At 63.6% G+C, this 13,025-nt stretch carries 9 protein-coding genes and 1 pseudogene; 6 read left to right on the top strand and 4 right to left on the bottom strand.

Annotation, left to right across the window (positions count from 1 at the left end):
- Positions 1-1,062, bottom strand: a complete 1,062-nt coding sequence (locus P0D89_RS26615; protein WP_408360124.1) for an ABC transporter substrate-binding protein — start codon at positions 1,060-1,062, stop codon at positions 1-3.
- A gap of 91 nt (positions 1,063-1,153) precedes the next feature.
- Complete coding sequence (locus P0D89_RS26610) at positions 1,154-1,915, bottom strand: enoyl-CoA hydratase/isomerase family protein (RefSeq protein ID WP_408360126.1); 762 nt, start codon at positions 1,913-1,915, stop codon at positions 1,154-1,156.
- A gap of 328 nt (positions 1,916-2,243) precedes the next feature.
- Here P0D89_RS26610 and P0D89_RS26605 point away from each other — a divergent pair, with 328 nt between their 5' ends.
- From P0D89_RS26605 to dapA, 5 genes and pseudogenes are all read left to right on the top strand, one after another.
- Positions 2,244-3,671 carry an FAD-binding oxidoreductase gene (locus P0D89_RS26605; protein WP_408360128.1) on the top strand — a complete coding sequence of 476 codons (1,428 nt, stop codon included), beginning with the start codon at positions 2,244-2,246 and terminating at the stop codon, positions 3,669-3,671.
- Between the two features lie 82 nt (positions 3,672-3,753).
- Positions 3,754-4,851, top strand: a complete 1,098-nt coding sequence (locus tag P0D89_RS26600; RefSeq protein WP_408360130.1) for an ABC transporter substrate-binding protein — start codon at positions 3,754-3,756, stop codon at positions 4,849-4,851.
- Between the two features lie 32 nt (positions 4,852-4,883).
- Positions 4,884-5,980 (top strand): annotated as a pseudogene (locus P0D89_RS26595) (ABC transporter ATP-binding protein).
- A 3-nt stretch (positions 5,981-5,983) separates the two neighbouring features.
- The gene (locus P0D89_RS26590; RefSeq protein ID WP_408360132.1) at positions 5,984-7,801 is read left to right on the top strand and encodes an ABC transporter permease subunit; all 1,818 of its coding nucleotides are present in this window, start codon (positions 5,984-5,986) and stop codon (positions 7,799-7,801) included.
- 23 nt (positions 7,802-7,824) lie between these two features.
- The gene (gene dapA / locus P0D89_RS26585; RefSeq protein ID WP_408360134.1) at positions 7,825-8,730 is read left to right on the top strand and encodes a 4-hydroxy-tetrahydrodipicolinate synthase; all 906 of its coding nucleotides are present in this window, start codon (positions 7,825-7,827) and stop codon (positions 8,728-8,730) included.
- Positions 8,731-8,767: 37 nt separating this feature from the next.
- Here dapA and P0D89_RS26580 read toward each other — a convergent pair whose 3' ends face one another.
- Positions 8,768-9,601 carry an IclR family transcriptional regulator gene (locus tag P0D89_RS26580; RefSeq protein WP_408360136.1) on the bottom strand — a complete coding sequence of 278 codons (834 nt, stop codon included), beginning with the start codon at positions 9,599-9,601 and terminating at the stop codon, positions 8,768-8,770.
- A gap of 102 nt (positions 9,602-9,703) precedes the next feature.
- On the opposite strand from P0D89_RS26580, the gene P0D89_RS26575 reads away from it, so the two are divergent.
- Entirely contained in the window at positions 9,704-10,840 is a 1,137-nt protein-coding gene (locus tag P0D89_RS26575; RefSeq protein ID WP_408360138.1) for an alpha-hydroxy acid oxidase, read from the top strand.
- 438 nt (positions 10,841-11,278) lie between these two features.
- Here the strand turns inward: P0D89_RS26575 and P0D89_RS26570 are convergent, their stop codons facing one another.
- Entirely contained in the window at positions 11,279-12,742 is a 1,464-nt protein-coding gene (locus tag P0D89_RS26570) for a PQQ-dependent sugar dehydrogenase (RefSeq protein WP_408360140.1), read from the bottom strand.
- Positions 12,743-13,025 lie beyond the last annotated feature (283 nt).

The raw sequence follows: 13,025 nt of genomic DNA, 5'->3' as shown, positions 1-13,025 counted from the left end.
TCAGGAAATGATCCAGGTGTTGAAGCGCTCGGTGACCTTCTGACGGTTGTCGGCCCACCATTGCGGACTCGGCAGGCGCATGTCGCGAAGGTTGTCCGGCGCGGTCGGCAGCAACGCCGCGCGCGGCGCCGGAATCGAGTCGAACGACTTGCGGTTGGTCGGGCCATAGGCGAGCGTCTGCGTTAGCACGGCCTGCCGTTTCGCGTCGGCGCAAAAGCGCACGAACTGCTTCGCGAATTCGGCGCGCGGCGTGCCCTTCGGAATGCCCCACCCTTCGATCGAATACAGCCCCTGGTTCCAGACGATCGCAACCGGCGCGCCGGCATCTCGTGCGGCCTGCGCGCGGCCGTTCCACGTCGAGATCATGTCGACGTCGCCGCTCTGGATCGCCTGCATGGCCTGCGCGCCAGAGGTCCACCAGATGTTCACGTGCGGCTTGATTTTGTCGAGGCTGCGAAACGCGCGATCGACGTCGAGCGGATACAGCTTGTCGAGCGGCACGCCGTCCGCGAGTAGCGCCTGTTCGAGCGTGTCGAGCGGGCTGCGGCGCAGACAGCGGCGACCAGGGAAACGCTTCACGTCCCAGAAGTCCGCCCACGACTTCGGGCCTTTCTGCCCCAACTTGTCCTGCCGATACGCGAGCACGGTCGAATACACGTCGACGCCGAGCCAGTTCGGCGTGACCGCCTCCGACATCACGTCCGGAAAGTCGCCCGTCTTCAGACCGATCGGTTCGAGAAAGCCCTTTGATTCGAGGTACGGAATATCGGCGGAGAGCGTGAGCGTGGTGACGTCCCACACGATGTTCTTCGTCTGCACCATCGCGGCCAGTTGCGCGACCGGCTGCGACTCGCGCGCGACGCTGACGACCTTGATGGCGGTCGCCTTCTCGAACGGATCGTAGAACGCCGCGCGATAAGCCGTGTTGTAAGGGCCGCCCGGGTCCGACACCACGATCTGCTTCGCTTGCGCGCCGGCCAGCCTCGGCATCGCGCCCGCCAGCGCGGCGGCGCCCGCGCCCTGCAGAATGCGGCGCCGCGTTGGATTGAAATCTTGCGTCATGCTCAGGTCTCCCGCACAGGATGATTGAATGCAACGAAAGCGGCCACGCTGCGCGTTTGCCTACGCCTGTGGTGCCGCCAGATTCCCCGGTTTACTTCGCGCGCTGACGGAAGAACGCTTCCATCATTCGCGCCGGCTCGCCCGAGTCGTACGCTTCGCGCTGGATCCGCGCACCCGCTTCGATCGCGGACTTGAAGCCCGGCTCGGTCATCTCGCGGAAACGCTGCTTGTCCAGACGCATCGCAACCGGCGGCTTCGCGGCGAGGTCGGTCGCGATCTCGAGCGCCTTGTCGAACACTTCGTCGGCCGGCACCAGGTAGTGAATCAGGCCGATCCGCACGCACTCTTCCGCGTCCATCAGCCGGCCCGTCAGCGTGAGTTCGATCGTGCGCGACATGCCGAGCATTTCGCTCATGATCCAGGGGCCGGTGGTGCTCGCAATGCCCGCGTTGATTTCCGGCTGCCCCATGCGCACGCCCGGATGGCCGACGCGAATGTCGCCCAGCAGCGCCACCTGGAACGCGGAGCCGGCCGCCGTGCCGTTGAGCGCCATCACGAGCGGCTTGTTCAGGCTGCGCAGCACCGTGTAGTAACGCTCCCATTCCTTGATCCACGCGACCGCCCGTTCACCGTCGAAGTCGTGCGCCTCCGCCAGATCCTGTCCCGCGGAAAACGCGCGATCGCCGGCGCCCGTCATCACGATCGCCGCGACGTTGTCGTCGGCGTCGAAACGCTGCAATGCGTCGATGATCATTTCGCGCATCGCGGTGGTCCACGCGTTCAATCGTGCAGGCCGGTTCAACGTGATGACTGCAACGCGGCCGTGATTCGAAACCAGAATGTCTTCGCTCATGTTTTATCTCATAGTAATAACAGATAGTGCAATTCAATATACGCACATCAAAATCGCGGCGCAAGCATTCGTGTTTTCGGGTTTACGCCGAGCGTCGCATCGTCGACGTCAAACGTCTGGGATGAAAAGCCGCGCGACACGCATCGCTCACCAAGCGCGAAAGCCCCCGTGGCCGGGCGGCGGACTGGGCGCTTCAGTAAATACGCACATTTCGATCGCAATGCGATTAATTGCATTTCAATGCGATTTTATTGCTCCTATGCTTTTCCCAGACACTGTTGATCCGGGCTCATTCGAGCCGCGGCAGCCGCCTGATCGAGGAACGGAAATGAACGATGTCGCGCCTCTGCTAGCCGCACTGAAGACCGCCGTCGGAGCGGATGCAGTCCTGACTGCGGCATCCGATCTGGAAGGCTTCACCGAAGACTGGCGGGGGCGCTACAAGAGCCCCGCGACCTGTGTCGTGCTGCCCGCCAACACGGCGCAGGTATCCGCTGTGGTGCGGCTGTGTGCCGAGCATCGCGTGCCTGTACTGCCGCAAGGCGGCAACACGAGCCTGTGCGGCGGCGCCGTGCCGCCGGATCACGGCGTGCCGCCTGTTATCGTCAACCTGACGCGGATGCGGCGCATCCGTCATATCGACGCCGCCAACGGTTCGATGGAAGTCGAAGCGGGTTGCGTGCTGAAGACCGTGCAGGACGCCGCCGCCGAACAGCACCGTCTCTATGCGGTAAGCCTCGGCGCCGAAGGTTCATGTCAGATCGGCGGCAATCTGTCGACCAACGCGGGCGGCACCAGCGTGCTGCGTTACGGCAATACGCGCGACAACGTGCTCGGCCTCGAAGCCGTGCTCGCCGACGGCACCGTGTGGAACGGTCTGCGCGCGCTACGCAAGGACAACACCGGCCTCGATCTGAAGCATCTGTTCATCGGCACCGAGGGCACGCTGGGCATCATCACGGCAGCCACGTTGAAACTCCATCCGCTGCCCACGCATCACGCGCTCGCGTGGTTCGCACCGCTCGATCCCGCCGCCGCGCTGCACGTGCTCGGACTGTTCCAGGCCGCGTGCGGAGCGCGGCTGAATGCGTTCGAGATGATCAACCGGCGTCAACTGGAACTCGTGATCGAACACGTACCCGAGCGCCGCGATCCGTTCGGCGAAGCGCATGAATGGCACGTGCTGATCGAACTGGCCGACACGCAAGGCGGCGACGAAATGGCCGACCTGCTGCAGCGGACACTCGAACAGGCCGCCGAAGCCGGCCTCGTCGTCGACGCGGTGGTCGCGAGCAACGACTCGCAGCGCGCCGCGCTCTGGGAGATCCGCCACAGCGTGTCGGAAGCGAACAAGAAGGGCGGCGTGGGCCTGACTACCGACTGCGCGGTGCCGGTGTCCGCCGTGCCCGCGTTCATCGATCAGGCCACGCGCGCCGTGCATGCGATCGTCGATGGACTGGCCGTTCTCGTCGTCGCGCATCTCGGCGATGGCAACGCGCATTTCATCCCCTTCTTCACCTTCGACGCGTGGCGCGAACTCGCCGATCCAGCCGCAATGGCCGCCGCACTGCGCCGCGCCGTCAACGACGTGGCGCACGAACTGCGCGGCACGTTCAGCGCGGAACACGGCGTCGGGCAGACCGGGCTCACCGAGATGGCGCATTACAAGTCTGCCGTTGAGCTGAGCCTGATGCGCGCGGTGAAACAGGCGCTCGATCCGCACAACCTGCTCAACCCGGGGCGTCTGCTGCCCTGACTTCCGCGGCCCCGGACAACCCGGCCGCCCACCTAACCCGACCTCTCGCACTACAGGCCTTCCCTCTTCCTCTGGAGCCGACATGAAAAAGCAGCCCGCACGCGATCAGATTCAACAGCCCGGCCGTCGCACGGTCATCAAGACGGCGCTCGTCGGCGCGGCGGGTGTCGCTTTCCCGTTTGTCTGGACGCTGTCGCGCGCGGCGAACAAGCGGATCGTCATCCGCGACGACGGCGGCATCTACACGAAAGCCTACGGCGCGGTGTTCTACAAGCCGTTCACCGAGAAAACCGGCATCGACGTGATCGGCGTTCAAGCCAATGCGGAGCCGACCGCGCAGATCAAGAGCATGGTCGAAACCGGCAGCTACACATGGGACATGGCGAAGATCAGCCAACCGGCGATCCTGTTGCTGACCGCCGGCGGCAAGGAATATCTGGAGAAGCACGGTCTCGAAGCCGATCCGGTGGTCGCGAAGATTCCGCAGCAGTACATGTCGCCGTATGGCGTGGGCACGAATGTCTACACCACCGTGCTCGCGTATCGCACCGACGCGTTCAAGGGGCGCAAGGCCCCCGAGTCGTGGGCGGATATGTGGAACGTGAAGGACTTTCCGGGCCGGCGCGGGCTGCGCAAATATCCGTTCGACACGATGGAAGAAGCGTTGATGGCCGATGGCGTGTCGACCTCGCAGGTGTATCCGTGCAACTTCGACCGTGGCTTCGCGAGTCTCGACAAGATCGCGAAACACGTCGACGTGTGGTGGACCACCGGCGCCCAGGTCGAACAGATGCTCGGTTCGGGCGAAGTGGACATGATCAGCACCTGGGTTTCGCGCGCGCAGTCGGCGATCGCGAACGGCGCGCCGGTCGCGATCGTGTGGAACCAGAACATCTGGGGTTGCGACAACTGGTCGATCCTGAAGGGCACGCCGAATGCAAACGCATGCCGCGAGTTCATCAAGTTCGCGTCCGATCCGAAGCGTCAGGCCGCGCTGGTGGATTACTTCCCGGCCGGCGTCACGCAGCCCGATGCATTCAGTTTCATCAAGGCGGATATCGCGAAGAACTGTCCCACGTTCCCGGCGAACATGAAAGACGGCCTGCATATCGACGCCAGGTACTGGCAGGAAAAGCAAAGCGTCGCGCTCGAACGCTTCAATCGCTGGATCCTGACCTGAGCTCCGCCTTCATTTTCAAGGATGCCGATTCCATGTCCGCCTCGAACCTTCAAATCACCGGTCTGAGCAAACGCTATGGCGATTTCGTCGCGCTCGCGCCGACCGATCTCGACGTCGCCAAAGGCGAATTCCTGACCCTGCTCGGCCCGAGCGGCTCGGGCAAGACGACACTGCTGAGCCTGATCGCCGGCCTCGCGCAACCCGACGCGGGTCAGATCCACATCAATGGTGTCGACGTCACCTGGGGCGCGCCGTACGAACGCGACATCGGCATGGTGTTTCAGAACTACGCGCTGTTCCCGCACATGACGGTCGCGCAGAACATCGCGTTCCCGCTGCAGATGCGCAAGACCGACGCGAAGGCCGCGCGCGACAAGGTGATGCAGGCGCTGGAGATGGTGCATCTGCCGCATGTCGCGGACCGCTACCCGCGCGAATTGTCGGGCGGCCAGCAGCAACGGATCGCACTCGCGCGCTGCATGGTGTACCGCCCGTCGATCATCCTGATGGACGAACCGCTCGGCGCACTCGACAAGAAACTGCGCGATCACATGCAGCTCGAAATCAAGCGGATTCACCGCGACCTCGGCACGACCATCGTGTACGTCACGCACGATCAGGAAGAGGCGATGACGATGTCCGACCGCATCTGCCTGATGAACGCGGGCGCGATTGCGCAGCTCGGCACCCCGGCCGATCTGTACTTCCGGCCGAAGAGCGTGTTCGTCGCGGACTTCCTCGGCGAGTCGAACCTGCTCGACGCGGTCGTGACCGGCCGTACCGGCGATCAGGTTCAAATCAGCCTGCAGGGCATCGGCAGGGACGCGCGATGGTGTACGACCCGGTGATCGCCGATGGCAAGCCGGTCAAGCTGATGCTGCGCCCGCAGAACCTGAAGGTTCACGAAGATGCCGGCGGCCGGTTCGACGGCGGCGGCACGTTGTCGGCGAAACTCACCGACATCATGGTCACCGGCAGCATGACGCGGCTCTATCTGCAACCACACAAAAGCGATGCGGCGCCGCTCGTCGCGGCGTTCCCCACCAACCGGCTCGGCAGCCAGTACGAAGTCGGGCAGACGCTCGGCTTGTCGTGGCTCGCCGCCGACGCGGTCGCCATCGCGGACTAAGCCATGAATCATTCCGCTCTCACCGCGCAGCCGCCCCGCCCCGCGCCCGCCACCACGCCCTCGGCGCGGCGCCAGCGCTGGCGCGCGTGGCTGCAACCCGGCGCGAAAGGCGCGCCGCTCGTCGTGCTGCTGCTCGTGATGCTCGTCTATCCGGTCGGCCAGCTCCTCTTGCTGAGTGTGCATAACGGCAACGGCTTCACGCTGATCGAATACAAGCGGCTGTTCGCGTCGCCCGTGTATGTGGACGTGCTGCTGATCACGCTGAAGGTCTCGCTGTGGACCACGTTCTTCTCCGTGCTGACCGGCTACCCGATCGCCTATCTGATCTCGTCGCTCACGCGCGAGCGCAAGAACCGGCTGCTGTTCTGGGTGCTGCTGTCGTTCTGGACCAGCTTTCTGGTGCGCACGTTCGCGTGGGTCGTGCTGCTCGGGCGCAACGGCGTGATCAACAAGATCCTGCTCGGCCTCGGCATCATCGATCAGCCGTTGAGCCTGCTCTACAACTTTTCCAGCGTGATCGTCGGCATGGTGCATGCGTTGATGCCGCTCGCCGTACTGACCATGCTGTCGGTGATGGAGAACATCGACCGCCGCTTGCCGAGCGCGGCGGCCACGCTCGGCGCGCGTCCCGGCACCGTGTTCTGGAAGGTGTATTTCCCGTTGTCGTTGCCGGGCGTCGCGGCCGGCGCATTGATGGTGTTCGTCACGGCGATCGGCTTTTTCATCACGCCCACGCTGCTCGGCGGACGCCATCAGACGATGATCACCCAGCTCATCATCGACCAGGTGATGCAGGCGCTGAACTGGGGTTTCGCCGGCGCGATCTCGGTGCTGCTGCTGGCGGTGGTGCTCGTGGTGTTCCTCGTCTACGACCGGATGGTAGGGCTTTCGACCATGACGGGCGGCAGTTCGACCGCCCGCAAGCCGGGCCGTTCTGGACAGTGGAGCCGCCAGTTCGGCGACGCCGTGCTGACGTGCCTCGGCAACGTGACGGACGCGCTGATCAGCCTGCTCCCGCGCCGCCGCAAACGCGCCGCCGGCAACGGCGAAAGCCTCGTGCTGCGCGCGGTCGTGATTCTGCTGCTGGTGTTCCTGAGCGCGCCCGCGTTCCTGATGATTCCGCTATCGTTCGACGCCGGCTCCGGCCTCGCCTGGCCGCCCCATGGCTTCTCGCTACAGTGGTATCAGCAGATCGTCGACTCGCCGCTGTGGATGCAGGCGCTCACGCGCTCGATGCTGGTCGGCATCGGCACCGGCATCCTGTCCATGCTGATCGGCACGCCGGCCGCGTTCCTGCTGGTGCGTGGCGGCATGCGCGGCAAGGCGGCCATGCTCGCGTTCGTGCTCGCGCCGATCGTCGTGCCGCGCATGATCATCGCCGTAGGCGTGTTCTATTTCTTCGCGAAGATCGGCCTGGTGGGTTCGTCGCTCGGACTGGTGCTCGCGCACACCACCGTGGCCGTGCCCTACGTGGTGGTCACGATGATGGCCGTGCTACGCAACTACGACACACGCCTCGACCAAGCGGCGCACAGCATGGGCGCGCGGCCGTGGGCGATGCTGCGCCGCGTCACGTTCCCGATTCTCGGCGCGGGCCTGATGTCGTCGTTCCTGTTCGCGTTCGCCACTTCGTTCGATGAACTGACCATCGCGCTCTTCACGTCGGGCGGCGTGAGCACGACCTTGCCCAAGCAGTTCTGGGACGAAATCACGATGCAGATCTCGCCGGTGATCGCCGCGGTGTCGACCTGCCTGTTCGTGTTCATCGCTGCGCTGATCTGGGTGGCCGACCGCTTGCGCCGTCGCAGCCTCGCTTCCTGACCCCCTCTCACAGAGACTCTTTCATGCTTTCAGCACAACAACTGCGCGGCATCCTGCCGGCCATCCCGACCCCCGTCAATGCCGACGACAGCATCAACGCCGAAGCGGCGCGCACGCTGATGCGTTACCTGCTGAAGCGGGGCGTGGACGGCTTCGTGCCGCTCGGCGGCACCGGCGAATATGGTGCGCTGGCGCGCGCCGAGCGCATCCGGATGGCGGAACTGGCGGTTAGCGAAGCCGGCGGCACGGTGCCGGTGATTCCGGGCGTGCTCGATCCCGGGTATCACGACGCGCTTCAGGCCGGCAAGGAATTCGCCGCCGCGGGCGCCGATGGCCTGCTGGTCCTGACGCCCTACTACACGAATCCGACGCAGCAAGGCATTCGCGATTACTTCATGCGCTACGCCGACGAGTCGCCGTTGCCGATCCTGATCTATGAGATCCCGTATCGCACGCGTATCGCGATCGCGCCTGAGGTGCTGCACGAGTTGTCGAAGCACGAACGTATCATCGGCATGAAGGCTTGCAACACGGACATGTGGCATTTTCTGCGCACCGTGGCAGGCGTCGATGCGTCGTTCGCGGTGCTGAGCGGCGAGGACACGCTGTTTCCGCTGCATGTCGCCGCGGGCGCGCGCGGCGGCATCGTGGTCACCGCCACCTTGCTACCGACCGCGTGGCGCACCATCCACCGGCTCGCGAGCGAAGGCAAGACCCAGGAAGCGTTAGCGGTGCATCGCTCGCTGATTCCGCTGATGAACATGGCGTTCGCCGAGACCAATCCGGGACCGATGAAATCGGTGATGGACCTGATCGGCGTGCATGCGCCCGCGATGCTTTCGCCGCTCGTGCAGGCCGCGCCCGATCTGTCGGCGAATCTGCGCGTCGAACTCGACAAGCAGCTTGAGCGCTTCGAGCGGCGTCAGTGAGTGTGCGGTGAGAGGCCAATAAGCGGCCGCTGAGCGTTCAGCGCGCGTAGCCCGAGAGCCGCGACTTGGAAATCGAAGTCGCGGCGACCTGCACGTGTTGCGCGAGTTCCGCTTCCACGCGTTCACGCGACCAGCGCGAGGTCGGCACCGAAATGTTGATCGCGGCGACACCCATGCCGCCGTAATCGGTCACCGGCGCGGCAACGGAAATGTCGCCGAGCACGGTTTCGTTTTCGATCACCGCGTAGCCGCGTCGCGCGACCTTGCGCACGCGTTCGAGCAGTTTGTCGGGGTTGGTTTCGGTGTAGTGCGTGAGCGGTTCGAGGCGGGTTTGCGCGAGGATCTCGCGCACGCGTTCGTCGGACAGGCGCGACAGGATCGCGATGCCCGCCGCCGTGAACATGGCGGGCAAACGGGCGCCGACCACGATGTCGATGTTCACCAGATGTTGGCCTGGAAAGCGCGCGACGAACACGATTTCGTGGCCGTCGAGTTCGAGCAGATTGGTCGTCTCGCCAAGGCGCCGGCTGATGTCCAGCAGGTACGGCGAAGCCTTGTCGATCAGCTCGTTGGCGCGCACGTAGTTGTACGAGAATTGCAGCACCTTCGTCGTGAGGCCGTAATTGCGCGTGTCGGGCACCCGGTACAGATAGCCGAGCGCTTCGAGCGTGTGGACGAGGCGTTGCGTGGCGCTGCGGTCGAGGCCGGAGGCGCGCGCGATATCGACGAGCGTCATGTGGCGGCTTGGGCCATCGAAAGCGTGCAGCACCTGAAACGCTTTCTCGGTCGAGCCGACGAAGAGCGACGAACGAGGCGTCTGCGGCCCGGCGGCCTTCTCGCCGCGAGGCGTTCGTGCGGTGCGTTCTGCCATGGTCGTGTCAGGTTGTTGAATGTTTATCGGATGGCGGTTGAGTCAATTGTAATGCGATTGAACCGGATCGCCGAAGCCAATTCGACGTACCACGGAGCCTTCATGCTTGCATGTGTTGCCGACTACCGGATCGCCGCGCGCAGACGCCTGCCGCGCCTTGCGTTCGATTACCTCGACGGCGGCGCCGACGATGGCGACGCGTTGCGGCGCAACGTCGACGCTTACCGGCAGTGGCTCTTCAAGCCGCGTGTGCTGACGGACGTGTCGCAATGTTCGCTAGCGACGCGGTTCTTCGGACGCGCGGCGGCGGCCCCGCTGATTGTCGGTCCGACCGGGCTCAACGGCTTGTTCTGGCCGCGCGCGGATGAGCTGCTCGCGCAGGCGGCGAGCAACGCGGGCTTGCCGTTCGTGCTGTCGACCGCGTCGACTTCGTTGCTCGAAGACGTGCGCGCGGCGGCACCCGGCGGCGATCTGTGGATGCAGTTGTACGTCCCCAAGGATCGGCGTATCGCCGAGGATCTGATGCGGCGGGCCAGCGCCGCCGGTTTTTCGACGCTGGTTCTGACGGTCGACGTGCCGGTTCACGGCAAACGCGATCACGACACCCGCAACGGTTTCGCGCTGCCATTGCGCGTTTCGCCGAGGCTCGTTGCCGACTGCATCCGGCATCCGCGCTGGTGCTGGCAGATCGCGCGACATGGCGCGCCACAGTTGAAGAACCTCGCGCGCAGCGTCGGCGAGCGCGCGGACCTGTCGCGGCATGCGGCGATGCTGAGTCGGCAGATGGATCTGACGCTGGCATGGACGGACCTCGAATGGGTCCGGCGGCATTGGAGCGGCAAGTTGATCGTGAAAGGCGTTCAGCTGCGCGAGGATGCGGTGCTGGCGGCCATGCATGGCGCAGATGGGATCGTTCTGTCGAATCACGGCGGGCGGCAATTAGGCAGCACTTTGTCGCCGCTGGAGCTGTTGCCGCAAATCGCCGATGAGCTTGGCGAGCGGCTCGCTGTTTTTATCGACGGCGGTGTCCGGCGCGGCAGCGATGCGGTGAAGGCTGTCGCTTTGGGCGCGCGGGGCGTGTTGCTTGGGCGCGCACCGCTGTATGGGCTTGCGTGGCGGGGTGGCGGCGGAGTCGATGAAGTGTTGGCGTTGCTGATGAATGAGATGCTGATCACCATGCGGTTGTTGGGGTGTGGGGAGTTGGCGGGGTTAGGACGTGGGTTTGTTGAGCGGGTGTGAGTTTGAGCAGGTGAGATGAGTGAGGCAGATGTTCGTCGCGGGATCGGACATTGCGGACATTCGTCGCTGCACTGGATTGCTTCTGAATGTCCGCTTCAGGGAACGCCGCGTTGGGGCGAGTTCGGCCATGAACCCACATTCGTCTGTCCCGTCGGTCGGACGTTCCGACGTCGGATCCGCCAATGGCCATTCGAAGGTGAAGTGTGGACTGCCCTCGGCCGATTCAGTGTGTCCCAAGGGCCGGTCTTGCAGAATCTACTACCCGACCAAAGACCGCGGGCTCTTCGGACGTGTCGTTCGCTCTTCGCCTATTGAGTCAAGCATATAAACAACAGCTATCCGCCATTGAAGTGCATAGCGAAGGGGCCACAAATGCCAATGCGCGGATGCACGGCTTGCTTGCGGCGCCGCTGAGAAGAGCCCACAGAAATCTCCCTGTTACTTGTGCGTAATTCGCCTCACGGTACTCGTAACAATGTCTACGTAGAAAAGGTCGCCGCTCGGACCAGCCTTCAGGTCCACCGCCCCCCCCTCCAGACCCTTTGCAAAAGTCTGAGGCACAGGCACTCCATTCGCAGGCTGCACTGTCCAGATGCATTGCCGGAGAAGATCGCCAAAGTACAAGGCGTTCTTAAATTGAGCAGGATAAGTTGCGCTCGTGTCGTCAGTGAACCCAATGGCGGAAATCACACTACCGCTCTGGTCCGGCCCTCCGCGGTTCGGCTTGCCACCGCAGGTCCTTCCCCTGCTGTCCTCGGGCGAAACGTAACTCTGATGAGCGTACGCAAAGAACGGCGGCGCAACGGGACCTACAACGCGCCCGCAGTAGCTCGTGTCAGGCGGAGGAGGGTTGTTGTATGCAGCCTGAGGAGCCGCGCTCAAGTTATCGGGGTTCCATCCTTCGTAGCACGGCCAGCCAAAGTTCGGGCCTTTGCCGTTGCCGATCTTGTCGGCGCCGCTGACGAAATCGATGGCCTCCCAGTCGTTCCACCCCACATTGCCGACATACAGGTCATCCGTGATGCCGGGCACGCGGGCGAAGCGGAAAGGATTGCGCAAGCCGTTTGCAACAACGTCGACGCTTTGGGTTGTCGTGCCTGGGTTCGCTATCCGGAGAATGACGCCATCGTAGTAAGGCGAAAAGCCCTGGCTGCGAAATGCCCCCTGCGGCAGATTCGTGCCATCGCCGCAAGCGTTATCCAGTTGGCCGTTGTCTACCTGGATGAAGCTTGCGCCCTCGCCGGCGCTGACATAAAGCGTCTTGTTATCGGCTCCGAAGGTCAGGTCGCCGATGCTGTGAGAACTGTAGAAAAAACACCAGGTCTGGCTGCTTGACCCTTCCGGGGGCAGGATCTTGGTTTCGTGGTCCGGTCCTGTCAAAAGGGAAAGTTGGCCATGGGTAAGGACGTCTCCGCTACACGACGCTCCTATGGCAGGAGGCGTCGTGTAAAGCACGTAGATACTATTGCCATCGCTTTGCGGATCGACCGCAAGTCCGAGAAGTCCGCGGTCGGCATCATTGCAGACTTCACCTTTACTGCCGAGGTCGGCAAATAGGAAACACCGAGGTGCGGCCGACAAATCACATTGCCAAATCTTGCCCCCTTTTTCGGCGACGAAAACCAGAGACTTGTTTCCGTTAAAAGCTATCGCCGTTGGCTGATTGAGACAGCCACTGTATAAGATCTGCTCGGTAAATCCCTTCGGTAGAGTCGGCTGCGGCCTGGTCGTGGAAGTGGGTTGGCACGTAACCGTCTGACCAACAGCAGCGGCAGTGGGTACGGCCGCCGCATCGGGAGGGACCGCGTGCGCCAGATTGGCCACAGACAGTAACGTCAGCAACACCGCCAGTGCGGCGATCACACGGCTTTGACTTAACCAGTGTTCGATATAGCGCGACATCTTATACTCCTGCTCCCGAACCACGGGACACCTCCACGCACCACCACTGCCTGGGCGTGAATCATTGGTATTAGCGTCGATTGACTCATTACTTCGTCCAGTCAGCGATATGCCTATTGCGAGCCACTTGCGTTTGCCTGGTTGCCGGCGACGCGGTGCGCGTTGCGCGGGCACAGGCGAAGCTGAACGTCCCATATATCCTCCCCTTCGGCGTAAGCGCGGAACGGCCGCCGACGACGCGCGAGAAACCGAACGGAAATGCGCACATCGCAATTTATGAAGG

This window comes from Paraburkholderia sp. RL18-085-BIA-A (genome assembly GCF_046027075.1).
In the GTDB taxonomy this organism is placed as follows: domain Bacteria; phylum Pseudomonadota; class Gammaproteobacteria; order Burkholderiales; family Burkholderiaceae; genus Paraburkholderia.
The sequence above is the reverse complement of the archived record's forward strand: the minus strand, read 5'-3'. Positions and strand labels throughout refer to the sequence as shown.

Coding starts and splice junctions, on each gene's coding strand:
- P0D89_RS26580 (WP_408360136.1), bottom strand. CDS start 9,601: ATGGCAGAACGCACCGCACGAACGCCTCGCGGCGAGAAGGCCGCCGGG.
- P0D89_RS26590 (WP_408360132.1), top strand. CDS start 5,984: ATGAATCATTCCGCTCTCACCGCGCAGCCGCCCCGCCCCGCGCCCGCC.
- P0D89_RS26600 (WP_408360130.1), top strand. CDS start 3,754: ATGAAAAAGCAGCCCGCACGCGATCAGATTCAACAGCCCGGCCGTCGC.
- P0D89_RS26615 (WP_408360124.1), bottom strand. CDS start 1,062: ATGACGCAAGATTTCAATCCAACGCGGCGCCGCATTCTGCAGGGCGCG.
- P0D89_RS26610 (WP_408360126.1), bottom strand. CDS start 1,915: ATGAGCGAAGACATTCTGGTTTCGAATCACGGCCGCGTTGCAGTCATC.
- P0D89_RS26605 (WP_408360128.1), top strand. CDS start 2,244: ATGAACGATGTCGCGCCTCTGCTAGCCGCACTGAAGACCGCCGTCGGA.
- P0D89_RS26570 (WP_408360140.1), bottom strand. CDS start 12,742: ATGTCGCGCTATATCGAACACTGGTTAAGTCAAAGCCGTGTGATCGCC.
- dapA (WP_408360134.1), top strand. CDS start 7,825: ATGCTTTCAGCACAACAACTGCGCGGCATCCTGCCGGCCATCCCGACC.
- P0D89_RS26575 (WP_408360138.1), top strand. CDS start 9,704: ATGCTTGCATGTGTTGCCGACTACCGGATCGCCGCGCGCAGACGCCTG.